General features: G+C 56.8%; 20 protein-coding genes. 10 read left to right on the forward strand and 10 right to left on the reverse strand.

The window, feature by feature from the left end; translation table 11 throughout:
* Nucleotides 1-8: 8 nt before the first annotated feature.
* The gene (locus J1C54_RS00890; RefSeq protein WP_229143943.1) at nucleotides 9-824 is read left to right on the forward strand and encodes an SDR family NAD(P)-dependent oxidoreductase; all 816 of its coding nucleotides are present in this window, start codon (nucleotides 9-11) and stop codon (nucleotides 822-824) included.
* A gap of 56 nt (nucleotides 825-880) precedes the next feature.
* On the opposite strand, the gene J1C54_RS00895 is transcribed toward J1C54_RS00890, so the two are convergent.
* The 6 genes from J1C54_RS00895 to J1C54_RS00920 form a co-directional block, all read right to left on the reverse strand.
* Entirely contained in the window at nucleotides 881-2,308 is a 1,428-nt protein-coding gene (locus tag J1C54_RS00895) for an aldehyde dehydrogenase family protein (RefSeq protein WP_229143944.1), read from the reverse strand.
* 29 nt (nucleotides 2,309-2,337) lie between these two features.
* A complete protein-coding gene (locus tag J1C54_RS00900) occupies nucleotides 2,338-3,978 on the reverse strand; it encodes an acetolactate synthase large subunit (RefSeq protein ID WP_229143945.1) in 1,641 nt (546 codons plus the stop codon).
* A gap of 245 nt (nucleotides 3,979-4,223) precedes the next feature.
* Entirely contained in the window at nucleotides 4,224-4,592 is a 369-nt protein-coding gene (locus tag J1C54_RS00905) for a hypothetical protein (RefSeq protein ID WP_229143946.1), read from the reverse strand.
* A 237-nt stretch (nucleotides 4,593-4,829) separates the two neighbouring features.
* Entirely contained in the window at nucleotides 4,830-6,110 is a 1,281-nt protein-coding gene (locus J1C54_RS00910; protein WP_229143947.1) for a ribonucleotide-diphosphate reductase subunit beta, read from the reverse strand.
* 62 nt (nucleotides 6,111-6,172) lie between these two features.
* On the reverse strand, nucleotides 6,173-9,058 hold the full coding sequence (locus tag J1C54_RS00915) for a ribonucleoside-diphosphate reductase subunit alpha (RefSeq protein ID WP_229143948.1): 2,886 nt from the start codon (nucleotides 9,056-9,058) through the stop codon (nucleotides 6,173-6,175).
* A gap of 45 nt (nucleotides 9,059-9,103) precedes the next feature.
* Entirely contained in the window at nucleotides 9,104-9,256 is a 153-nt protein-coding gene (locus J1C54_RS00920) for a hypothetical protein (RefSeq protein ID WP_229143949.1), read from the reverse strand.
* Nucleotides 9,257-9,698: 442 nt separating this feature from the next.
* On the opposite strand from J1C54_RS00920, the gene J1C54_RS00925 reads away from it, so the two are divergent.
* From J1C54_RS00925 to J1C54_RS00945, 5 genes are all read left to right on the forward strand, one after another.
* Nucleotides 9,699-10,382 carry a response regulator gene (locus J1C54_RS00925; protein WP_229144325.1) on the forward strand — a complete coding sequence of 228 codons (684 nt, stop codon included), beginning with the start codon at nucleotides 9,699-9,701 and terminating at the stop codon, nucleotides 10,380-10,382.
* Between the two features lie 11 nt (nucleotides 10,383-10,393).
* Entirely contained in the window at nucleotides 10,394-12,046 is a 1,653-nt protein-coding gene (locus J1C54_RS00930; protein ID WP_229143950.1) for an ATP-binding protein, read from the forward strand.
* A 401-nt stretch (nucleotides 12,047-12,447) separates the two neighbouring features.
* Nucleotides 12,448-13,941 carry a glycerol kinase GlpK gene (gene glpK / locus J1C54_RS00935; protein ID WP_229143951.1) on the forward strand — a complete coding sequence of 498 codons (1,494 nt, stop codon included), beginning with the start codon at nucleotides 12,448-12,450 and terminating at the stop codon, nucleotides 13,939-13,941.
* Nucleotides 13,942-14,142: 201 nt separating this feature from the next.
* Complete coding sequence (locus tag J1C54_RS00940; RefSeq protein WP_229143952.1) at nucleotides 14,143-15,264, forward strand: diguanylate cyclase; 1,122 nt, start codon at nucleotides 14,143-14,145, stop codon at nucleotides 15,262-15,264.
* Complete coding sequence (locus J1C54_RS00945) at nucleotides 15,261-16,433, forward strand: diguanylate cyclase (RefSeq protein WP_229143953.1); 1,173 nt, start codon at nucleotides 15,261-15,263, stop codon at nucleotides 16,431-16,433. Before J1C54_RS00940 ends, J1C54_RS00945 begins: the two co-directional genes overlap by 4 nt.
* A 3-nt stretch (nucleotides 16,434-16,436) precedes the next feature.
* Here J1C54_RS00945 and J1C54_RS00950 read toward each other — a convergent pair whose 3' ends face one another.
* The 3 genes from J1C54_RS00950 to J1C54_RS00960 form a co-directional block, all read right to left on the reverse strand.
* Nucleotides 16,437-16,958, reverse strand: coding sequence for a lipocalin family protein (locus tag J1C54_RS00950; RefSeq protein ID WP_229143954.1), 522 nt, complete (start codon nucleotides 16,956-16,958; stop codon nucleotides 16,437-16,439).
* A 125-nt stretch (nucleotides 16,959-17,083) separates the two neighbouring features.
* A complete protein-coding gene (groL, locus tag J1C54_RS00955; protein WP_229143955.1) occupies nucleotides 17,084-18,754 on the reverse strand; it encodes a chaperonin GroEL in 1,671 nt (556 codons plus the stop codon).
* A gap of 43 nt (nucleotides 18,755-18,797) precedes the next feature.
* Entirely contained in the window at nucleotides 18,798-19,088 is a 291-nt protein-coding gene (locus J1C54_RS00960) for a co-chaperone GroES (protein ID WP_229143956.1), read from the reverse strand.
* 654 nt (nucleotides 19,089-19,742) lie between these two features.
* Between J1C54_RS00960 and J1C54_RS00965 the strand changes: the two genes are divergently transcribed.
* Both J1C54_RS00965 and J1C54_RS00970 read left to right on the forward strand, forming a co-directional pair.
* On the forward strand, nucleotides 19,743-20,501 hold the full coding sequence (locus J1C54_RS00965) for an SDR family oxidoreductase (protein ID WP_229143957.1): 759 nt from the start codon (nucleotides 19,743-19,745) through the stop codon (nucleotides 20,499-20,501).
* A gap of 5 nt (nucleotides 20,502-20,506) precedes the next feature.
* The gene (locus J1C54_RS00970; RefSeq protein WP_229143958.1) at nucleotides 20,507-20,827 is read left to right on the forward strand and encodes an MGMT family protein; all 321 of its coding nucleotides are present in this window, start codon (nucleotides 20,507-20,509) and stop codon (nucleotides 20,825-20,827) included.
* Here the strand turns inward: J1C54_RS00970 and J1C54_RS00975 are convergent.
* Nucleotides 20,759-22,081: an AmpG family muropeptide MFS transporter gene (locus J1C54_RS00975; RefSeq protein ID WP_229143959.1), complete on the reverse strand. Its 1,323-nt coding sequence runs from the start codon at nucleotides 22,079-22,081 to the stop codon at nucleotides 20,759-20,761. The two genes, J1C54_RS00970 and J1C54_RS00975, sit on opposite strands and share 69 nt — an antisense overlap.
* Nucleotides 22,082-22,256: 175 nt before the next feature.
* Between J1C54_RS00975 and J1C54_RS00980 the strand changes: the two genes are divergently transcribed.
* The gene (locus tag J1C54_RS00980; protein ID WP_229143960.1) at nucleotides 22,257-23,213 is read left to right on the forward strand and encodes a response regulator; all 957 of its coding nucleotides are present in this window, start codon (nucleotides 22,257-22,259) and stop codon (nucleotides 23,211-23,213) included.
* Nucleotides 23,203-24,057: a ketopantoate reductase family protein gene (locus tag J1C54_RS00985; protein WP_229143961.1), complete on the forward strand. Its 855-nt coding sequence runs from the start codon at nucleotides 23,203-23,205 to the stop codon at nucleotides 24,055-24,057. The genes J1C54_RS00980 and J1C54_RS00985 overlap by 11 nt, the downstream gene beginning before the upstream one ends.
* The last annotated feature ends 6 nt before the right edge of the window (nucleotides 24,058-24,063 follow it).

A 24,063-nucleotide genomic window follows, 5' to 3' on the forward strand; every position in this document is an offset into this window, starting at 1 on the left:
CCGCATAGATGAAACAGTTCAAGGATAAGGAAGTGCTGATCACCGGCGCTGGTAGTGGTATCGGCCGCGCCACAGCCCTTGCATTCGCTGCTCGTGGCGCGCGTTTGTGGCTGTCCGATATCAATGCGGACGGTAATGAGCAGACTGCGGCTCTGGCCCGCGAACGCGGTGTGCTGGTGCGCACCTTGCAGTGTAATGTTGCTGATGCGGCTTCGGTGCAGGCGATGGCGGATCAGGTCCATGCTGAGGTCGAGTCGCTGGATATTCTGATGAACAATGCGGGCATCGGCAGCGCCGGGCGTTTTCTTGATACCACGCTGGAAACCTGGCGCCGGGTGATGGATATCAACCTGATGGGCGTGGTGTATGGCTGCCATGCGTTTTTGCCCAATATGGTGGCGCGAGGGCAGGGTGGCCATGTTATCAATACTGCTTCCGCCGCAGCTTTTATTGCGGCGCCGGACATGCCGATTTATGCGGCGAGTAAATTCGCAGTGCGTGGTTTTACCGAGGCCTTGCGCGGTGATATGGCGAAGCACGATATCGGGGTCACGGCGATCTGTCCCGGTATTATCAATACGCCGATTGTGGCCAACTCCATCATGGAAGGCAGCATGGATAATGCGGAGCGCCATGAAAAAGTCATGAAGTTTTATCAGAAGCGTAACTACACAGCGGAGCAGGTGGCAGAGGTGGTGCTGGAGGCAGTGCGCAAGAATGTTGCGGTGCAGCCAGTGTCGCCAGAGGCCTGGGGCATGTATCTGGCGAAACGCATTATGCCGGGTATCGTTGGTAAGCTCTCTGAGCGCGAACTGCCATTCTGATCATTGCAGGAGCGGCTGATGCCGCTCCTGCAATCCTTCTTGCACTCTGCAGGGGCTCAGGGTGTCCGAATCACCAGCAGCCGCTCTTCAGTCATATCGGCAATGGCCCAGCGAATGCCCTCACGGCCAAGTCCGGAATCCTTAACCCCGCCATAGGGCATATTGTCCACTCGCCAGCTGGGTACATCACCGATCACCACACCACCCACATCCAGTACATCCCAGGCTTTCTGGGCGCGATAAAGGTCGCGGGTGAAGATGCCGGCCTGCAGGCCGAAGGCACTGTCGTTGACACGCTCCAGTACCGCATCAAAGTCATCAAACGGCTCCAACACAGCCACCGGGCCGAAGGCTTCCTCGGTGCAGATTGCGCAGTGGTTGGGTACGTTCTCCAGTAGGGTGGCTTCGAGCATGGCGCCATTACGCTTGCCACCACACAGTAAGGTGGCGCCGGCGTCGATGGCTTCCTGAACCCACTTGTCCAGGCGCTTGGCTTCACCCTCTGAAATCATGGGCCCGATAAAGGTGTCTTCTTTTTTCGGGTCGCCCATTTTCAGTTGTTTGGTCTTTTCTATAAGGCGCTGTTTCAGCTCGGCGTACTGACTACGATGACCGTAGATACGTTGCACACCGATGCAGCTTTGGCCGCTTTGGTAGAAGGCGCCAAAAATAATACGAGCAACCGCATCATCCAGATTGGTGTTCTCATCGACAACACAGGCGGCATTGCCACCCAGTTCCAGTACCACCTTCTTTTTGCCGGCACGTGCTTTCAGGTCCCAACCTACCGCAGGTGAGCCGGTAAAGCTGAGCAGCTTCAGCCGATCGTCTTCAGTAAACAGGTCTGCGCCGTCTCGGTGGCAGGGCAGAATGGAGAATGCGCCCTTGGGTAGATCCGTTTCCGCCAGAACTTCGCCAATGATGAGCGCGCCGATAGGGGTGCGGCTGGCCGGCTTGAGAACAAAGGGGCAGCCAGCAGCAATTGCTGGTGCAACTTTGTGAGCAGCCAGATTCAAGGGAAAATTAAAGGGTGAAATAAACGAGCAGGCGCCCACAGGAACACGCTTGGTGAAGCCGCGATAGCCTTTTGCCCGCGGAGCAATTTCCAGGTTAAGTACTTCGCCGCCAATGCGCACAGACTCTTCCGCTGCTACGCGAAAGGTATCAATCAGTCGCGTGACTTCACCACGGGCATCCTTGATTGGCTTGCCGGCCTCAATGCACAGGGCGTCGGCCAGCTCTTCGGCTCGTTCGGAAAAGCGTTTTACGCAGTGATAGAGGATGGCCTGACGCTCATAAGGGGGCATGGCGGCCATGGGCGCTTCTGCAGCCACGGCGGCGGCGATGGCCTGATCAATGGCGCTGGCATCAGCTAGCGCGACACGGGTAGCGACCGCCCCGGAAAACTTGTCTGTAACATCCAGGTCCGCGTTGTCGTATACCGGTTCGTTGGCCAGATAGTAGGGATAGGCTTCTTTCAGCATAGTGATACTCCTTGGCTAATCGGCCGCAGTTAGAGTTTGGCGGCCAGTTCGCGGATATCCTCGTTCAGGACTTGATGATTCTGGCTATAGTCGACCTGCACATCGATCAGGTGAACACCGCCGGTTTCAAAACACTTATCCAGCATGGGCTTGAACTCCGCAGTACTTGCCAGACGATGGCCGTGGGCGCCATAGGACTGTGCATAGGCAACAAAATCCGGGTTGCCGAAGTCCAGACCGAAGTCACGGAAGGCCATATGGGCCTGTTTCCACTTGATCATGCCGTAGCCGTCATCGCGCAGGATGAGGATCACCAGATCCAGACCAAGTCGCACTGCGGTTTCCATTTCCTGCGAGTTCATCATAAAGCCGCCATCACCGCAGATAGCTACCACGCGGCGATCCGGGTAAACCAGCTTGGCCGCCATTGCTGAAGGCAGGCCGGCGCCCATGGTGGCGAGGGCATTATCCAGCAGTACCGTGTTCGGTTTGTGGGCCGGGTAGTTGCGGGCAAACCAGATTTTGTACATGCCGTTATCCAGCGCGATGATACCGTTGTCGGGCATGGCTTCGCGCAGCTCGCGCACCACCCGCTGGGGCAGCATGGGGAAACGGTCATCCTCTGCGCCCTGATGGATGTGCTGCTGCAGTGCTTCTCGAATACGCAGAAAGTCAGCAAAGCTCCAGTGTGCTTGGGGCTGCAGGTGCTCCTTCAGCTGCCACAGGCTATTGGCGATATCGCCGATCACTTCGATTTGCGGGAAATAAACCGGATCGACCTGTGCGGAGTTGAAGTTAATGTGGACCACTTCGGCGCCACCCGGGCGCATAAAGAATGGTGGCTTCTCCACCACGTCGTGGCCCACGTTGATAATCAGATCCGCTTGATGAATGGCGCGGTGTACGAAATCACCATCAGACAGGGCGGTGTTGCCAATAAAGTGGGGGCTGTTCTCATCAATGACGCCTTTACCCATCTGGGTGGTGATCACCGGAATGCCCAGCTTGTCGATAAAGGCCTTAACCATCTTGGCGGTCAGCTTACGGTTGGCGGCGGCACCTAGCAGTAGCAGGGGTTTACGTGCGGCGCTGATGGCTTCTGCTGCCAGGCGGATGGCTTTCTCTTCCGGTACCGGGCGGCGGGCATTGCTGGGTTGTAGCACCGGCATGGGGGAGTGTTCGCGGGCAATGTCTTCCGGTAACTCCAGATGGGTGGCGCCGGGGCGTTCTTCCTGAGCCATGCGGAAGGCTTCGCGGATGCGCGAAGGCACGCTGTCACCGCTGACAATCTGCCGGGTGAACTTGGTCAGGGGGCGCATCATGTCAACCACATCAATAATCTGGAACTGACCCTGCTTGGAGCTCTTGATCGGTTTTTGTCCGGTGATCATGACCATCGGCATGGCGCCGAGCTGGGCGTAAGCCGCTGCTGTGACGAAGTTGGTGGCGCCCGGACCGAGAGTGGCCAGACAGACTCCGGCTTTGCCAGTGAGACGGCCGTAGGTAGCAGCCATAAAACCTGCTGCCTGTTCATGACGGGTGACCACCAGATTGATTTTTGATCCGCGCAGGGATTCCAGCAAATCTAGATTTTCTTCACCTGGAATAGCGAACACGTACTCAACGCCTTCTGCTTCCAGGGCGCGGACAAACAGGTCCGAGGCTTTCATGTGTGGCTCCGTCTCAGCAATGGTACATGGGCTGACACTATAGCCTTTTATGGCGGTTACGAAACATGATCCGGGCGGATGTTACAGGTTGACGAATATGGCCCCGAGCCAAGTGACTCAGTGGCCTCAATGATACAGGGGTAAAGAGCCCTGCGATGCCGTATAGCACACCGTTTGAGGTTGGCAGTGCCCGGGGCAGCCTGGTGGCTGCCAGTCAGTCTCTGCCCAGCGCGTGTGGTTAGTGCCTAGTGCACAATGCCATCGCTGTTTTCGCAGATCTCAAGAAACTCTTCGACGCTCATGTCGCGGCTGTCCACCACGCCGAGTTGTTCCATGAGTTGTTCTTTCAGTTGGCTGACCACAGTGGTCATGATGGTCAGGGTTTCTTCTACTTGCTCAATGGTGCCGAGCAGGTCTTCCGGGTCCAGATCGAGTGGTTCGCTCACGTCGCGTTCCTCGTCATCGGAGTGGGATATGGCGTTTTGTTTTGCCACGACTTTGAGTGTGCCTGTGATTTTTTCTGTTGTCGAAGAAAAATATGCCTGACTATCACTATCGTGCCAGAGCGCAACCGCCGCCATATCCTCCGGGGTGACCGTTTCGCTGCGCTGCACTCAGTCACCCTCCGGATATGGTGGCGTTCAGGCCTAATTGGGATACCGTGCCGACGCGAGTCAGGGGTGAAGATAGGAGCTGGAAAGAAGCAGGATGTGAGGTCGGAGCAGGTGTCAGGGGCTTCCGGCGCGTCCCGGAAGCCCCTGACACCTGCTTCGACCGGTGAAGTTCACTACCAAAGCAAAGCCAAAAAAACAAAAGGGCGCCGAAAGGCGCCCTTGTCTTTACCTGCTGGTTTACCAGCTCAACGCACCACCCGTTTGATATTCGGTGACACGGGTCTCGAAGAAGTTTTTCTCCTTACGCAGATCCATGATCTCACTCATCCACGGGAATGGATTGGTTACGCCTTTGAACTGTTCTGGCAGACCGAGCTGGGCCAGACGACGGTTAGCAATAAACTGCAGATACTCTTCCATCATATTGGAGTTCATGCCCAACACTCCACGCGGCATGGTGTCGCGGGCATACTGAATCTCCAGCTCTGTGCCTTCCAGGATCATCTGGGTGGCCTTGTCGCGCATCTGGGCATCCCACAGATGCGGATTCTCGATTTTGATCTGGTTGATCACATCGACGCCAAAGTTCACATGCATGGATTCGTCACGCAGGATGTACTGGAACTGTTCAGCCACACCGGTCATCTTGTTGCGGCGCCCCATGGACAGGATCTGGGTGAAGCCGCAATAGAAGAAGATGCCTTCCAGCACGCAGTAAAACGCAATCAGGTTTTCCAGCAGCGCCTTGTCGGTTTCGACGGTGCCAGTTTTGAACTCCGGGTCCGACAGCTCGCGGGTGTACTGAATGCCCCATTGGGCTTTTCTGGCCACCGCTGGCAGCTCGCGGTACATGTTGAAGATTTCGCCCTCATCCATGCCCAGTGATTCGATGCAGTACTGGTAGGCGTGGGTGTGGATCGCTTCTTCAAACGACTGACGGAGAATGTACTGGCGGCACTCAGGATTGGTGATCAGCCGGTAGACGGCCAGCACCAGGTTGTTGGCGACCAGTGAATCCGCGGTGGAGAAAAAGCCCAGTGAACGCTTGACGATGCGACGCTCGTCTTCGGTCAGTCCTTCCGGATTTTTCCACAGGGCGATGTCCGCATTCATGTTCACTTCCTGCGGCATCCAATGGTTGGCACAGCCATCCAGATATTTCTGCCAGGCCCAGTCGTATTTGAATGGTACCAGCTGGTTCAGGTCAGCGCGGCAGTTAATCATGCGCTTCTCATCTACTTGCACACGGCCTGAAGCGCCCTCAAGTTCGGCTACGCCCTCGCTGACATCCATCTGCGCGACGCTGGCCTTGGCCCGTGCTACGGCATCTCCTCCGGCAGCAGGGGTATTGGTGGGAGCAGCGTTGGCTCGCTCGACAGCAGGTTCTGCTCGCGCCGGCGCTGGCGCAGCAGCAGCTGGCGCCGGCGCTGCAGTCGGCTCTGATTCCTGTGGCGCACGGTCTGCAACGGGCGGTTGGAACGCTTTTTCCTCGGCATGGAATTCATCCCAGTTGAGCATTGTTCTCTCCTACAATTTTTTTAGCGCGGCTGAGGGTGGTTCCTGCAGCCGCTCATACAGTGTTATTGGCAGGCTTCGCAGTCCGGGTTGTCGATCGAGCAGGCGTTTGGCACTTCTGCTGCCTGACTGAACGCGGCGGCTTCTTCGCTACCTGACGACACCCTGTTCAGGCGACCGTCGCTGATGGTGGACTTCTCCGTTGCACTGGCGCCGATGGCGCGCAGGTAGTAAGTGGTTTTCAAGCCACTGAGCCACGCCATTTTGTAGGTGATATCAAGCTTCTTGCCGTTTGCCTGTGCAATGTAGAGGTTCAGCGACTGGGCCTGATCAATCCACTTCTGCCTACGGCTGGCGGACTCCACCAACCAGCGTGGCTCGACTTCAAAGGCGGTGCGGAACTGCTCCTTGATGTCGTCCGGCACGCGATCGATGGGTAGTACCGAACCGTCGTAGTACTTCAGGTCGTTGACCATAACGTTGTCCCACAAACCGCGAGCCTTCAGCTCGTGCACCAGGTACGGATTAACCACGGTGAACTCACCGGACAGGTTCGATTTCACATACAGGTTCTGATACGTCGGTTCAATGGATTGTGAAACACCAGTGATGTTGGCAATGGTTGCGGTGGGAGCAATCGCCATCACGTTGGAGTTGCGCATGCCCTGAGTGCGAACTTTATTGCGCAGCGAGTTCCAATCCATGGACTGGGAGCGATCCATGTTGAGATATTTTTCTTCGCCACGTTCGCGGGCCAGCATTTCGATGGAGTCGATGGGCAAAACACCCTGACTCCATAGCGAGCCTTCGTAGCTGGAATAGCTGCCACGTTCAAGGGCCAGGTCACTGGACGCCTGAATGGCAAAGTAGCTCACAGCTTCCATGGAGCGGTCAGCAAATTCCACCGCCTGCGGCGAAGCATAGGCAATCTTTTGCATGTACAGCGCGTCCTGGAAACCCATGATGCCAAGGCCAACCGGGCGGTGTTTGAGGTTGGAGTTGCGCGCTGCCGGCACCGAGTAGTAGTTGATGTCGATAACGTTATCCAGCATGCGCACAGCGGTCTTGATGGTGCGTTCCAGTTTGGCAACGTCCAGGCCGGTTTCGCTAACATGGTGGGTCAGATTGATCGAACCCAGATTACATACTGCGATTTCGTCCTTGCTGGTGTTCAAGGTGATCTCGGTGCACAGGTTCGAGCTATGCACAACACCAACGTGCTGCTGCGGGCTGCGCACGTTGCATGGGTCCTTGAAGGTCACCCACGGGTGGCCGGTTTCAAACAACATGGATAGCATCTTGCGCCACAGGTTGATAGCCGGTACGCGCTTGAACAGTTTCAAGCTGCCATCGCGGGTTTTGGCTTCGTACTCGAGATATTTTTTCTCGAAGTCCTGACCGTACAGGTCGTGCAGCTCCGGTACGTTGTTTGGCGAGAACAGGGTCCATTCACCTTCTTCCAGAACCCGCTTCATAAACAGATCCGGAATCCAGTTGGCGGTGTTCATGTCGTGGGTGCGACGACGATCGTCACCGGTGTTCTTACGCAGCTCGAGGAATTCCTCGATGTCCATGTGCCAGGTTTCCAGATAGGCACATACCGCGCCTTTGCGCTTGCCGCCCTGATTCACCGCTACAGCGGTGTCATTAACGACTTTCAGGAACGGCACCACGCCCTGGGATTTGCCGTTGGTGCCTTTAATGTAGGCGCCCAGAGCCCGCACCGGGGTCCAGTCGTTACCAAGGCCGCCGGCAAACTTGGACAGCATGGCGTTGTCCTGAATGGCGCCGTAAATACCGTGCAGGTCGTCTGGTACCGTGGTCAGGTAGCAGGAGGACAGCTGCGGGCGCAGGGTGCCGGCGTTGAACAGGGTTGGCGTGGAGGCCATGTAATCAAAGCTGGACAGCAGGTCGTAGAACTCAATGGCGCGTTCTTCTCGGTTTTGCTCCCGTGCGGACAGGCCCATGGCGACACGCATGAAGAAGCACTGTGGCAGTTCGATACGGGTATCGTCACTGTGCAGGAAGTAGCGGTCGTACAGGGTTTGCAGACCGAGGTAGTTGAACTGCATGTCACGGCTGCCTTTCAGAGCGGCACCGAGCTTGGCCAGATCGAAGCGTGCCAGCTCCGGATCAAGCAATTCCAGTTCAACGCCGCGCTGGATATAGGTGGCAAACGCCTGACCATAGAGCGCTTCCATTTCCTGCTGATCAGCAAGTTTGGCAACACCGAGGAATTGCAGGGCTTCGGCGCGCAGGCTATCCATCAACAGGCGGGCGGTGACCTGAGAGTAGTTGGGCTCCAGCTCGATCATGGTGCGGGCGGTCATCACCATGGAGGTGTTCACATCGCGCAGGGAGACGCCGTCGTACAGATTCTTGATGGTTTCGTCGATGATCTTGTCAGCATCGACATCGGCCAGGCCAAGGCAGGCCTCACGGATCAGGTGCTCCAGACGGGCCATGTCGAGCGGCTGCAGGGTGCCGTCTTCCATGGTCACATTGACATTCACTTCGCGGCTGGCGGTGGGCAGGGCAGCGCTTTCCGCGGCGCGCTTGCGCGACTGCTCTTCCCGGTACAGCACGTAGGAGCGGGCCACCTTGTGCTCACCGGCACGCATCAGCGCCAGCTCAACCTGATCCTGAATCTCTTCGATATGGATAGTGCCGCCAGATACCAGACGGCGCTTGAAGATAGCGGTGACCTGATCAGCCAGCCGGCCGACGGTGTCATGGATGCGACTGGAGGCAGCCGCATTGCCACCTTCTACGGCCAGAAAGGCCTTGGTAATGGCAACGATGATCTTGTCGTTGGTATAGGGAACGACCTTGCCGTTGCGCTTGATGACGCGCAGCTGCCCCGGTGCGGTGGCATTCAGGCTGCTGTCTTCGATGGCGCTGCTGCCCGCTTGGGGTGCCGAACCGGCTTGGCTGTGTGTTTCCGTGTGCATGGCCCGTCTCCGTGAGTGTTGCTGTTTTTTTTGGTGTTGCTGCCGTTAGTCAAACAACGAATCCATCACCCGCCTGATGGTCAGGGCAGGGTGATGGTCGCTGCTGGAGTTAATAGTGTGTTGCTGTGCATCTTCCCTGAGCTCCGCCGCCTTAAATGCCGACAACACTATATGTAGTGTTGCCTTGGTGTCTGGCATGGCCGCCCTTTACTCCGCTTTTTGCCATTTAAGCTGGCCAACAGGCTGCCTGGATGGACTTTTTTATGCACGTAAAAGGTGCACTGAAGCGGTAATAAAACCCAACATATAGGGGTGGTTTGCCCGATTGGGTACAAGTTATAGCGGTGTCGCCGGCATTGCAAGAGTTTGCTACGGGGGAAATGTTGTGGATAACCTGTGTGCTTCCTGCGTATCAGATGGCGCGAAGGAGTAAACACAATATATGGTGTGTCGTTGCCAAAGAAAGTGTTTCCTTAGGGAACATTCTGCGGCCTGCGCCGGCTATTCTTGGGGGGTTCAGTAACAAGGACACCACAGTGTCCCGGTTGCCGGCCAACGGGGGGATGCGTATAAAGCCTGCATTGCCTGTCAACAGCGGTCGATTCTCAAGGAGAACAGTGTGGACAATGCTCCGCGGGTGATGATTGTCGAGGATGATGAGCGCCTCGCCACCCTGACCAGTGATTATTTAACTGCCAATGGCCTGACGGTCAGTGTCGTTTCCAACGGTAACGAGGCGATTCGCCGGATTCCGGCGGAGCAGCCAGATCTGGTGGTGCTTGATTTGATGCTACCGGGAGCGGATGGACTGACCGTATGCCGTGAGGTGCGGCGTCATTATCGAAACCCGATTCTGATGCTGACGGCGCGCACCGACGATATGGATCAGATTCTTGGTCTGGAGATGGGCGCGGATGATTATGTTGCCAAGCCGGTGAAACCGCGTCTGCTGCTGGCTCGTGTGCGCGCGCTGCTGCGCCGTATTGAGCCGGATACGGATAGCCCGCCTTCGCGTCTCGAGTTTGGCAATCTGATTATCGACAACTCTGCCAGAGAAGTAATTCTTGATGGTGTGTCGGTGGAGATGACCAGCGCCGAGTACGACTTGCTGTGGCTGCTTGCATCCCATGCCGGCACGGTGCTGTCCCGGGAAACCATCTTCGAGCGCCTGCGTGGTATTCAGTACGATGGTCAGGATCGTTCTATTGATGTGCGTATTTCCCGCATCCGCCCCAAAGTTGGCGATGACCCGGATAACCCGCGACGGATCAAGACGGTCCGTTCCAAGGGCTATCTATTCGTCGCCGATATTAACGCAGGCTGAGTGGGCCGCTCTTGAATAGTATTTTTCTACGTATCTATGGCGGCATGCTGGCGGCGATTCTGGTGGTTGGCCTTATCGCCTATGGTGCGGTACAGCTGGCTAACAGTTATCGCGCAGATGAGTATCGCGAGCAGATGGCACGCGGCACGTTCTATCTTATGGCGCGTGGTTTGCAGCGTCAGCAGACGCCGGAGGAGCTGGAGCGCTGGCGGCAGGTGCTGGGGCGGTTGATGTCGGCGGACATTAAGGTGCTGGTGCCGGCGGAGCTTGATCTGACTGAGCAGGAGTTGGGCCGCCTTGAGGCCGGCCGGGTGCTGATGCGCCTCAACGACAGCGAGGGCTATGCTGACATCTACTTTCAGTTGCCTGGCGAGCAGCGCTATTTGTCCACTCGCATGACCCGGGTGTCAGAACAGCAAGCCCGGGCTACCGCGTTACTTATTCTTGATGAGTTGTCGCAGTTTCCCAGTAATCAGTGGGATAACGAGTTTGCCCGGATTCAAAGGCACTTTGGGTACCCGCTCAATCGGGTGCCATTCGAGCAGTTGAATCTGGATCGTGAGCAGTTACTGCGGCTGGAGCGTCGTGAGGTGGTGCTGGCGATTGATGACAGCGCCAGTCGGACACAATCCTCGGTGCAGGTCTATGCGCCGGTGGGCAGCACCGGCAAGGTGCTGGTGCTGGGGCCGATGCGTTTGTTTGATCAGTACCCTGTGCAAATGCTACTGGTGGTTGGCGGCCTTGGCTTGTTGGCCATGGGGCTTGCCGCCTATTTACTGGTGCGCCCCCTGCAAAACCGACTGTTTCGACTTGGCTCCGCTGTTGAGCAGCTGGGCCGCGGCAATCTTAATGTTCGTGCTGATGCCGGCAGTCCAGATGCCATTGGCCACTTGGCGGCAACCTTTAACGGTATGACTGCACACATCCGTCGGTTGATTGAGTCTCAGCGCGAGATGACCCGGGCCGTGTCCCATGAGTTGCGCACTCCTGTGGCGCGGCTACGCTTCGGTTTGGAAATGCTGGCGGACATTGATGATGGTGACGAGCGGCGTAGTAAGGTGGAGGCGCTGGATCGGGATATTGATCAGCTGGATGAGCTGATTGATGAAATCCTGACTTTTGCCAGGCTGGAAGAGGGCAGTCCGTCGCTTGATTTCGTCCGGGTGATGATGCCGGCGCTGCTTGAGCGTTTGCATGATGAGTTGATCACAATCAGTGGTGGCATTGACATCAACATTGACGAACATGCGTTGGCGGCGCTGTCGCCGGAAGACGAGTATGCGTTTGGCAGTGAGCGTTACCTGCACCGTGTGCTGCAGAATCTGGTGACTAATGCCCTGCGTTATGCCTCCAGTAAGGTGACATTACGTTATCGGGTGGATGGAGAGCTGGCAGTGCTGGAAGTAGAGGACGATGGCCCGGGAATAGCACCTTCAGACCGGCAGAGGATTTTCAAACCCTTTGCCCGGCTGGATGAAAGCCGTCAGCGGAAAAGTGGCGGTTATGGTCTGGGCTTGTCTATTGTTCAGCGTATTGCCGAGTGGCATGGCGGCGGCGTGACAGTGCAGGAAGGAGTCATGGGCGGCGCTCTGTTTAGCATGACCTGGCCGCGCCAGCCGCGCAGCGCTGCCCACGTTCTTGGTCAAGCGGATAACATGCCGTAACAGCCCTCTGACAAAGCCGCCACAGACCGGGCGCCGGTTTTGCTTAATACTGTCCGTGTAGCAATCGAGTGTGACCCTGACTCCTTGGATGTGACCATTGAAAAGCCTGCCTTGCACCGGCAGGCTTTTTTTTATTGTTGCGTACTGTCTTTATGTACAGTACTCTTGTTCTCCCGGTGAGCACACAGCCCAGCTTCCCACTGCGACCACCACCCGGCTGACTGTGACTGATCTCCCCTTGCGCCATGGATGGTGCAGCTCGCCGGGCCTGTCTTTGTCCCGATACGCCGCGTTCACTTACATAAACGACGGGGTACAGCCGCACCACTTTGCGTTACTCTTTCGCGTTTTAATCTGCCGGTCTCCAGACTGAGCGGATGGCGATATTGAGGGAGAGTAAAATGTCTTGCCTGCTTGCTATTGATCAGGGCACCACCAGTTCCCGGGCAATTTTATTTGACGGCAACGGCAACCGGTTGGCGCAGACTCAGCGTGAGTTTCGTCAGTATTACCCGGAAGATGGCTGGGTAGAGCATGATGCCACGCAGATCTGGCAGGACTGTTTGCAACTGTGCCGAGAGGTGCTCAAGGAAGCTGGCAAGACAGCCAGCGAGGTGGCTGCAATCGGTATCACCAATCAGCGGGAAACCACTGTGTTGTGGGATCGGGCCACTGGCACGCCTGTGGCTCCGGCCATTGTTTGGCAGGATCGACGCACTGCTGACCTGTGTGACGAGCTGCGGGCAGCGGGCAAAGAGGAGCTGGTGCAGCAACGCACCGGCCTGCTGCTGGACCCCTATTTTTCCGCCACCAAGTTGGCATGGCTGCTGGATCATGTGGCGGGCGCTCGACAGCGCGCAGAGGCGGGCGAATTAGCGTTTGGCACCATCGATAGCTGGTTGCTGTGGAACCTGACTGGTGGTCAGGTACATGCCACAGATGCCACCAATGCGTCGCGCACTCTGTTGTTTGATATTCACCGCCAGTGCTGGGATGAGGAGTTGCTGGCCTTGTTCCGCATTCCTGCCGCGCTATTGCCGGATGTGCGTGATAGTGCGGCTGATTATGGTCATACCGATACAGCTCTTTTTGGTGGTTCCATCGCCGTGGCGGGTATTGCTGGCGATCAGCAGGCGGCCTTGGTCGGTCAGGCCTGTTTCAGTCCGGGGATGGTCAAGAGTACCTATGGCACCGGCTGCTTTATGGTACTGAATACGGGGAGCACAGCTGTGCAGTCGCGTAATCGCCTGCTGACCACCGTTGGCTATCGCCTCAATGGTGAAACAACTTACGCACTGGAAGGCTCGATCTTTGTTGCCGGCGCGGCCATCCAGTGGCTGCGCGATGGTCTGCGGCTGATCAATCACGCCAGTGAGACTGAGGCGTTGGCGCGTAGCGTCGGTAGCGCCAAAGGCGTTTATCTGGTGCCTGCTTTTACCGGAATGGGAGCGCCCTGGTGGGATCCTCATGCTCGCGGAGCGTTACTGGGGTTGACCCGTGACACGGGGATCGCCGAGGTGGTTACCGCTGGTCTTGAATCCGTGTGTTACCAGACCCTCGACCTGCTGGAGGCCATGGGGGCCGATGCCGGTGCCCGGCCGACTGCCCTGCGGGTGGATGGTGGCATGGTGGTGAATAACTGGCTGACCCAGACGTTGGCGGACATCCTCGGTATTCGGGTCGATCGGCCAGTGGTCACTGAAACCACGGCATTGGGTGCGGCCTATCTGGCGGGCCTGCAGGTCGGATTGTTCTCCTCCCTGGAGGAGGTTGCCGGGCGCTGGCAGTGCGAGCGCAGTTTCGCTTCATCATTAGATGAGCGTTCCCGCCAGCAACGCCATGCAGGCTGGCGGCGCGCGGTGGCGCGGGTGTGTGAGAGTGTGGAGAATCGCTGATAGCAGGTTAGTATCACGGACAAACGGTCTGTTAGGGCAGATAAAAGTTGTGATGTACGTCACGTGATGTAATAAGATAGGATTAGCCTAAGTAGTACTTTAGTAGTACCAATCCAGAGGACTAGTCAGGCTGAACTGAGGCCCATATCCATCTGGTACTTTCCCGAAGCCTTGATGGGGCAGGGAACAGGAGCAGACACCATGCAAGGGACAAATGTCGCAACAGCGGCGCAGTTGGAGCACACGGAGCATGCAGCTCGCCCTTGGCGTTTGGTCGTCACGGCGTTGCTTGGTGCGTTGGCTCATACAGCTGTCTGCTGGATTGCCTTGCAGTTGGATTTTTTTCGCGGCTCCACGGCGGCGTTCAATCAGCTTTTCGGGCTGATTTGGTTGGGCCATGGATTCATGGCGTTAGTGTTACTCAGCGGTCTGAGCCAGCGCCTGCAGGACCAGATCATGTCTTTACTGGTGGTGCTCTGGTCTGTACTCGGTTTGCTGGTTTCCGCCTACTTTGTCGATCAGGTGCGCTTGTGTGTGATGGTGTTGTTTTTTGCCATTTTGCAGACCGGAGTATTCCGCCTCTCGTTTCGTAGCTTTGTCACTGTTAGCACTCTGTGCGTGGCAGGCTATGCAGCCATCATCTGGCAGGTGGCGGCAGTCTACCCTGAAGCTATTGATGTCACTGCTGAAGTGATCCAGTGGTCAGCGTTCACCCTGATTACTGTGGGTGCGGTGCTGGTGGCGAATGAAATTTCCAGCATCCGGCGCCAGCTGATTGAGCGTAATGATCAACTCGGCAAGATTGTCGACCGCATTCAGGATATGGCGATTCGTGACGAGCTGACAGGGATGTATAACCGCCGCCATGCCACGGAGCGATTAAGCAAGATTCGCGAAATGGGCAATCGGAATGCGTTTGGCTTTATGGCGCTATATGTCGATCTGGATCACTTCAAGCGGGTCAATGATAACCATGGCCACCACGTCGGTGATGAAGTGCTGCGCGAGTTCTCCAAAATGGTCCGGGATTCTTTAAGCGGCCGGGACTTCGCCGCCCGTCTGGGTGGTGAGGAATTTCTTGTGGTGCTGGTAAAAACCGACAGGGAGCAGGGATTGGCTATGGCCGAGAAACTGCGTGATGCGGTTACCCAGTTAAATTTCCCGTCGGCTCCCGGCTTGAAAATGAGCGCTTCTCTCGGTGCCGCTGAATTCAAAGCGGGAGAATCTGTGGATCAGCTGCTGGCCCGTGCGGATGCGGCGCTGTATCGTGCCAAGCATGGAGGACGCAATCGCGTCTGTCTGGCTTCGGAGGAGTCGGCATGATTGCCGATCTGGATCGTGCACGACAATTGGCGGTAAACGAGCAGCGGCTTGTTCGACGCCATGTGAATCTGGCGGTGGCTACTAGCCTGGTGCATACCACCATTTGTGCATTTTATCTTTGGGGGGGATATTTCTCTGCCACGGTGCCAGTTTTTCTCGGCCTTTTTGGCTGCGTGTGGCTGGGTAACGTAATTTTGTTAATGGCTGTGCGTAGCGGCTGGACCAAGACATTTCGTGATCCGAGCATGTCTCTGAGTCTGGCTTTGTGGCTAACCACCGGATTCCTGATCAGCATCTATTTTGTTGAAACGCCGGAGCAGAGCAGTGTGTTTGGCGCCGTCTCCACGGATGGATTTCGTATCAGTGTGATGATGGTGTTCTTTGCTGCCATGCTGCTGGCTTCTTTCCGCCTGAATTTCTGGAAGCTCACGGTGCTGGCGTTATATGCCTCAGGTGGCTATGCATTGGTACTGCTACTGGCGTTCTCTGATCACGGTATCCGTTTAAGCTTTACTGTCGAGTGGCTGCAGTGGCTTATTTTTTCCATGACGGCCGGTGCCTTCGTTGTTACTGGTGCCAGTATCAATGCACTGCGCAGTAGTTTGTCTGGCAAAAACGAGGAGCTGGGTAAGGCGTTGGAAATGGTTCGGGAAATGGCCATTCGCGACGAACTGACCGGCCTGTTCAACCGACGCCATATTATGGAAATCCTGCAGCAGCAGCAGGCTTTGGCTGATTCCGGAGGATATCGCTTCTGCCTTTGCTATCTGGATCTTGATCATTTTAAACCGATCAATGACACCTACGGCCATGGTGTTGGTGATCAGGTGCTACGCCGTTTCGCTCGTCTGGTACATGACTCGCTGCGTGAGGCCGATTACACCGGTCGTCTGGGCGGAGAGGAATTCGTGCTGGTGCTGAGTCAGACCGGACTGGAGGAAGCCTGGCAGGTGGCAGAGCGTTTGCGGGTTAGTCTGGAAAAGCAGCTGTTTACCGATCTCCATCCAGAGCTGCGGGTGACCGTATCCATCGGCGTATCCGAGTACCGCATGGGTGAGCAGATTGACGAGGCGCTGAACCGTGCCGATGGGTGTCTGTATAAAGCCAAGGAAGGCGGCCGTAATCGCGTTGTTTGCGAGACCAATCTGGACAGCGTGGCCAGCGCCTGACAGTTACCATTGCTGCGGCACTTTGCGCAGGTCTGATAGTTCATACCCTTCCTGCTTCAAAAAATTGAGCATGGCCTGATAGGTTTTTTCATCAATTTCAGGTTGCCGGGCCATCACCCAAACATAATCACGCTTTTGCCTGCCTATGATGGTGGTCTGATAATCGTCATCCAGCCAGATAATGCGAAAGTCTGCTTTAAACGGCCACAGGAATTGCATCTTCCACACGGCATTGGAAGGGTCGTCGGTTACCCAGGCTGTGGGCGTGTAGCGCTTCTTTTCCCCTTCTGCGCTACCAAGGCGAAAGGTGAAGGTGGTGGCGATGGAGCCATCATCATTCAGGTCATATCGCTCGATACCATTCCACGCCTGACGTTCTGGCGGCAGCGGTATATGGGCAATTACATACCAGTCGCCCATAAAGCGCGGAATATCCACATTTTCCGCCAGACTGATGGGATCGTGGCGGTGACTTTGGCAGCCACCGAGCGTCATCACCATAATGGCAAGTAGCAGTACACGCATGACGATGGAGCTCCTTGAATATGATGGGTGCAAGAATGAAGCACCGGCAAACAATGCGCTGTGAAGGCCGGAAAAAGAAAACCCCGCCGAAGCGGGGTTCTCTTTAGTGCAGATGAGCAGACGACTTACATCATGCCGCCCATGCCACCCATACCGCCCATGCCACCCATATCTGGCATGCCGCCACCAGCGCCCTTCGGCTCTGGCTTGTCAGCGATCATCGCCTCGGTGGTGATCATCAGGCCAGCAATAGAGGCTGCTGCCTGCAGGGCGGTACGGGTCACCTTGGCCGGGTCGATGATGCCCAGTTCCAGCATGTCGCCGTATTCGCCGTTAGCAGCGTTGAAGCCATAGTTGCCCTTGCCGTTTTTCACGGTTTGCACAACTACTGAGGCTTCTGCGCCAGCGTTGGCAGCAATCTGACGCAGCGGCGCTTCCAGTGCGCGGGTGGTCAGAGCGATACCGACGTTCTGGTCTTCGTTGTCGACCTTGAGCTTGCCCATGTTGGCCAGAGCACGAACCAGAGCAACACCGCCGCCAGGTACCACGCCTTCTTCAATGGCCGCACGAGTAGCGTGCAGAGCATCGTCAACGCGTGCTTTCTTTTCTTTCATGGCGACTTCGGTGGCTGCGCCAACTTTGATCACGGCAACACCGCCGGCCAGCTTGGCAACGCGCTCTTGCAGCTTCTCGCGATCGTAATCGGAAGAGGACTTCTCGATTTCGCCACGGATCTGCTCGACGCGGGATTTAATGTCTTCCGCTTTGCCTGCGCCACCAACGATGGTGGTGTTTTCCTTGTCGATATTGACCTTCTCGGCGGTGCCGAGGTCGGCCAGAGAAGCATTCTCCAGGCTCAGGCCAACTTCTTCGGAGATCACGGTGCCGCCGGTCAGGATGGCGATATCCTGCAACATGGCCTTGCGGCGGTCGCCGAAGCCCGGTGCTTTAACCGCAGAGCACTTGATGATGCCACGCATGTTGTTAACCACCAGAGTGGCCAGTGCTTCGCCTTCAACGTCTTCAGCGATGATCAGCAGCGGCTTACCAGATTTGGCAACGGCTTCCAGTACTGGCAGCAGTTCGCGGATATTGGAGATTTTCTTGTCCACCAGCAGGATGTGCGGGTGCTCAAGCTCCACCGACATTTTTTCCTGATTGTTAATAAAGTACGGGCTCAGGTAGCCGCGGTCGAACTGCATACCTTCAACCACTTCCAGCTCGTCCTGCAGGCCACGGCCTTCTTCGACAGTGATTACACCGTCGGTGGTGAACTTGCCATCACGGTTGGAAACACGCTCCATGGCGTCGGCAATGATGTTGCCTACGCTGGTATCGGAGTTGGCGGAGATGGTAGCAACCTGCTCAATGGCCTTGCGGTCTTTTACCGGAGTGGCGAGCTTTTTCAGCTCTTCAACAACGGCTTCCACGGCTTTATCGATGCCGCGCTTGAGGTCCATGGGGTTCATGCCAGCGGTGACTGACTTCAGGCCTTCGGTAACGATGGCTTGTGCCAGAACGGTGGCAGTGGTGGTACCGTCACCAGCGTCATCATTGGCCTTGGAAGCGACTTCCTTGACCATCTGCGCGCCCATGTTTTCGAACTTGTCTTCCAGTTCAATTTCCTTGGCAACGGTAACGCCGTCTTTGGTGATCAGCGGTGAGCCGAAGGATTTGTCCAATACTACGTTGCGGCCCTTTGGGCCGAGGGTGACTTTTACTGCATCAGCAAGGATATTGACGCCACGCAGCATACGGGCGCGGCCTTCGTCACGAAAAATTACTTCTTTAGCCATGGTCATTCTTCCCTTGGTTAAGCTTTAAACGGAGATGGTGGTATCAGCCTTCGACAACGGCGAGAATTTCGTTCTCGCTCATAATCAGCAGTTCTTCACCATTCACCTTGACGGTGCTACCGGCGTACTGGCCGAAGATGACTTTGTCACCGACCTTTACGTCCAGTGGGCGTACTTCGCCCTTGTCATTGATCTTGCCCTTGCCTGCAGCAATAACTTCACCGCGGCTCGGCTTCTCGGCTGCGGAACCTGGCAGAACGATACCGCCGGCGGTTTTGGTTTCTTCCTCCTCGCGGCGTACCAGCACGCGATCGTGCAAAGGACGGATGTTCATTACGGTGTTTCTCCTTGTTGATGTTTCGCAACGGGAAACCGGCGGGGACTTAAGGGTCCGCCGGGTGGCCGGGTTAGCACTCCTGTCTGGGGAGTGTTAGCACTCGGCCTTGGCGAGTGCCAATCATAGTGACCCGGTTGGCCGAGTCAATGGGGTTCGCCAGTGGAGGGCTTGATGGGGGCGTTAGTGGTGGGTTTCAAGGGGGCGGCTGATGTGGCAGTGATCTTTTCCGGCCCTCTGCCGTGGTTGCCCCTTGCCGGGACACGCGGCAAGTACGTCCCTGTAGCTCATCTCAGCCATCCCTGGCTTCGATGGTCCCGGCAAGGGGCAACCACGGCAGAGGGCCTGCATCTTACTTCTTGCGGACGTTTTCAATGATTGGAAACAGTAAAGAGTGAGGTCAGAGGGGCTGTTACGGGTTGCCGGGACTGTGTGAGGCATGGATGCCGAACGCAAGCCCCCAGGGATGGGTTCACGGCGTGTCCCGGCAACCCGTAACAGCCCCTCTGACCGGAGAAGATCACTACCTCAATCTTCTGGTTGATAACCGCAAGCTACCGCGATGACAACCCGGGATGAGCGATCCTGTCATGGCAAGCGCGGGCTTCGCTGACCATAATCGCCGCTTCGTCTGATCTGATTCGGGAGAGCAACATGAACGTGCAAGACAAGGTAGTAGTGGTAACCGGCGCTGGCCGTGGTTTGGGCCGGGGCATTGCCAAAATGTTTGCCAGCAAGGGCGCCAAAGTCGCCTGCGTGGACCTGAATCAGGCTGATCTCGACGAAACCGTGGCCCAGTGCAAGGCGGCTGGCGGCGATGGCAAATCCTATACTGCCAACGTTGCCAAAGAAGAAGACGTGGTCAAGCTCTTCAATGACGTGGTTGCCGATTTTGGCGCTCTGCATGGTGTGGTCAACAACGCCGGCATCACCCGCGATGGCCTGCTGGTCAAGGCCAAAGACGGTGAAATCAGCACCATGAGCCTGCAGCAGTGGCAGGCGGTCATCGATGTCAACCTGACCGGCGTGTTCCTGTGTGGCCGCGAGGCAGCAGCCCACATGATTCGCCTGGGTGTTGAAGAAGGTGTGATCGTTAATATTTCCTCGCTGGCCCGTCAGGGCAGCTTTGGCCAGTCCAACTATTCAGCCGCCAAGTCCGGCGTGGCAGCACTGGCGGAGGTCTGGGCAAAGGAGCTGGCGCGCTACAACATCCGTACCGGCGCCGTGGCGCCGGGCACCATTAACACCGACATGCTGGCGGCGATGAAGCCGGAAGCCCGTGATCGCCTGATCAGTGCGGTGCCGCTGAAGCGTCTTGGTGAGCCGGAAAACATTGGCATGACCGTGTTGTTTATCTTCGAGAACGACTATTTCACCGGTCGTTGCATCGATCTGGATGGCGGTCTGCGCTAAGCCTTATGCCGGTAGCCGTCGATCCGCAATCTGAGTTTGCTCACGCCGTGTATCAGATCATGGCGGCGATCCCGCCGGGCAAAGTGGCCAGCTACGGCGCTATCGCGGCGCAGGCGGGGTTTCCCCGCCATGCTCGCTTTGTTGGTCGTTTGATGGGCACCTTGCCGAAGGGCTCGAAGCTGCCGTGGTGGCGGGTGATTCGCAGCGATGGCCGCTCCGGGATGACCGGGGCGGCGGCTGAGCGACAGCTGACGAGGCTAGTGGCGGAGGGAGTGATCGTCATCGGTGGTCGAGTCGACATGCGTCGCTATGCTGCTTTCCTCTGAGCGCCGCCAGACATACCAGGACAACAGCACCGCCGGCACACCTAGTATGGCCGCGTAGCTGAAGAAGATCGGGTAGCCGAACTGATCCACCACCTCGCCACTGTAACCGCCGATGAACTTGCCCGGCAGGGTCATTAATGAACTGAACAGGGCGTACTGAGTGGCGGTGAACTGGCGGCTGGTGAGACTGGACAGATAAGCAATAAAGCAAACATTGGCGAAGCCTGCGCTGAGGTTATCGGCACTAATGACCGCTGCCAACCATGTCAGGTTGGGGGTGCTGGCGGCCATTATGGCGAACAGCACATTGGTGGCTGCAACCATCGCTGCACCGACAATCAGTGGTCGAGCGATGCCATAGCGAACCACCACAATGCCACCGATGGCTGAGCCAGCGATGGTCATAAAAAATCCGAAAACCTTGGCCACGTTGGCAATCTCGTCCTTGGCGAAACCCATGTCGAGATAGAAGGGGTTAGCCATCACGCCCATGGTGATGTCACTGATCCGGTAGATCGAAATAAACAGCAGCAACACCGCCGCATGGCGGCCAAAACGGTTGAAGAATTCGATAAAGGGCATGGCCACCGATTGATGCAGCCAGGCTGCCACACCGTGACTGAGGAACTCCCGTGACGGGATATCTGGCTCTCTAACCAGAAGTGTGGTGACTATGCCAACCAGCATGCAGACAGCCATGCCCTGATAGGCGATCGCCCAGGACCAGTATTCGGCCAGATAGAAGGCTCCCGCACCGGCCACCAGTAGCGCCAGCCGGTAGCCGAAGATGTAGCCGGCGGCCATAGCGCCTTGCAATTCCTCCGGCGCAGATTCAATGCGGTAGGCATCCACGCAGATGTCTTGGGTGGCGGAGCAGAACGCCACCAGCAATGCTAGCCAGGCAAAACGTTCGAGATGGCCGACCGGGCCGGTAGCCGTCATTAGCAACAGGGCGGTGATGATGCCTGCCTGGGCAAGCAGCAGCCAGCTACGTCGCTGGCCTAGCCAGCGGTTCAGAAACGGCAGACGTAGCTGGTCGACCACGGGTGACCACAGTACTTTTATCGAGAATAGTATGCCGACCCAACTGAAGTAGCCTATGGTGGCTCGTTCAATGCCGACATCTCGCAGCCATGCGGACAGGGTGGAGAATACCAACAGGAAGGGCAGGCCAGCGGAAAACCCGAACAGCAGCATGATCAAAACCCGGGGCTGACTATAGGCCAGCCATGCATCGCGCAGGGTGATCCACATAATTACTGCTCCAGTCTTGCCATGCCGGGGATTCAACAAGCCGATATAGTCTGCATTTGTGCCGTGGATAACAAGCAACAGTGCTGGCTGGTAAGAAAAGCGGGGTGACGAGTCCGGCCGCAAACCGCTATAGTCTTGAACAAGACAAAAACAAGAACAGGATCCTGATTCCCCCATGAATGACCGCGATGTCAGCATTCTGGTAGTCGATGACGCCAAGTTTTCCAGCGCCGTGGTCGGGCGCACCCTGAAAGCGGCCGGCTATACCGATATTCGTCATGCATCTTCCGCCAGTGCAGCGTTGAAGCTGCTCGAAGAGCGGCCGGTTGCAGTGCTGGTGGCTGATTGGCTGATGCCGGAAATGGACGGTTTGGAACTTACCCGGCGCGTCCGTCAGCTGGATGAGTCCACTAACCGCTACACCTATGTGATTCTGCTCACTGCGAGGGAAGGGGTATCCGCCCTGAAAACCGCGTTTGATGAAGGCGTGGACGACTTCGTCAATAAATCAGCAATGAACGATCAGCTGCTGCCTCGAGTGATGGCAGCGGAGCGCATTACCCGGCTGCACAATAGGGTGCTGATCGAAAATCAGCGATTGATTGATGCCAATGCCAGATTGCGTAAACAAACCACCATTGATCCGCTCACCGGCTATGGCAATCGTCATTATGCGCTACGTCGTCTGGATGATGCCCTGCGCCAGGCCCGCCAGCGCGGTGGTGCCGCCTGTGTGTTGATGATTCGTATCGATCATTATGCGGAGCATGAATCGCGTCATGGTAAGGCGTTGATGCAGCAGCTGGTGCTGGCGTTTAGTCGTCGGTTGCGTCAGCTGGTGCGGCCAATGGATATTCTGGCACGTATTACCCCTGATCATTTCTGTTTGATTACCCATCAACCGGAGGCGGCCAATGCCACACCGGGCAGCTTTCGCAGACTCTATGATGGTCTTAACCATCGAGCCTATAAAACCGCTGGTGGCTTTTTCCAGATGTCAGTCAGCGCCAGCTTGATTCGAGCTTTGGAAAAAGACGAAATCGATGCGGAGCTGATGCTGACGCGCTCTATGCGTGGTCTGGATGCGTCCCGTGATAGCAAGCGGATCACCGAGCAGGCGATTGCCGGCTGATATTTGGCACCTGATTGGTGCTGGCAGCATGGGCACGCTTGCTGCCAGCAGGTTATTGGCGGCTGGTTTTGATGTGCGGGTGATCAGTCGTCAGGGGCGGTCTCTGCAGCGCAGGCTGCGATGGGCAGATGGCCGCCAGCAAGGGGTCACTTTGCCGGCCGCCGGGGATGAGTCAATCCGACGTTTACTGGTTGCAGTGAAGGCCGGAGATACCCGTTTAGCGCTGCAACCGTTGCTACCTCGTCTATGTTCAGATGCACAGATATTGCGCCTGCAGAACGGTATGGGTTCTCTGGATGAGGAGCCTGTGCCTGCATCGGTGCGGGTGCTGCATCTGGTGACCACCGACGGAGCCTGGCGCAGTGCAGAAGATATTCACGTTGTCGCCGAGAATGACACCTTGATCGGCGATGGTGGCGACATACCACCACGTTGGCTAGCTGATCTTTTGCCACACTGGCCAGGGCTAAAGTGGTGTCAGGACATTGAACGGGCGCAGTGGCAGAAACTGGCGGTTAATGCAGTGATTAATCCGCTGACCGCGCTGCATCGCTGCCGTAACGGCGAGCTGCTTGATGGCGCCGAGCGGGAGCAGAAGATGGCACAGCTAGCATCGGAAGTTGATAAGTTGCTATCTGCTTGTTACCCGGACTGGCCCATGGATACCCTGCAGCGCAGTCGGGATATTGCCCGGCAGACGGCGGCCAATACCTCGTCCATGCTGGCGGATGTTTTGGCTGGCAGGGAAACCGAATTGCATTTTATTAATGGCTACCTGTTACGCCGGGCCCAGCGGTTGGGGTTGGCGCTGCCCGCGCATCAATCCTTGACCTGCCAGCTATGAATCCCT

The organism is Alcanivorax sp. 1008 (assembly GCF_020667895.1).
Taxonomy (GTDB): Bacteria; Pseudomonadota; Gammaproteobacteria; order Pseudomonadales; family Alcanivoracaceae; genus PGZG01.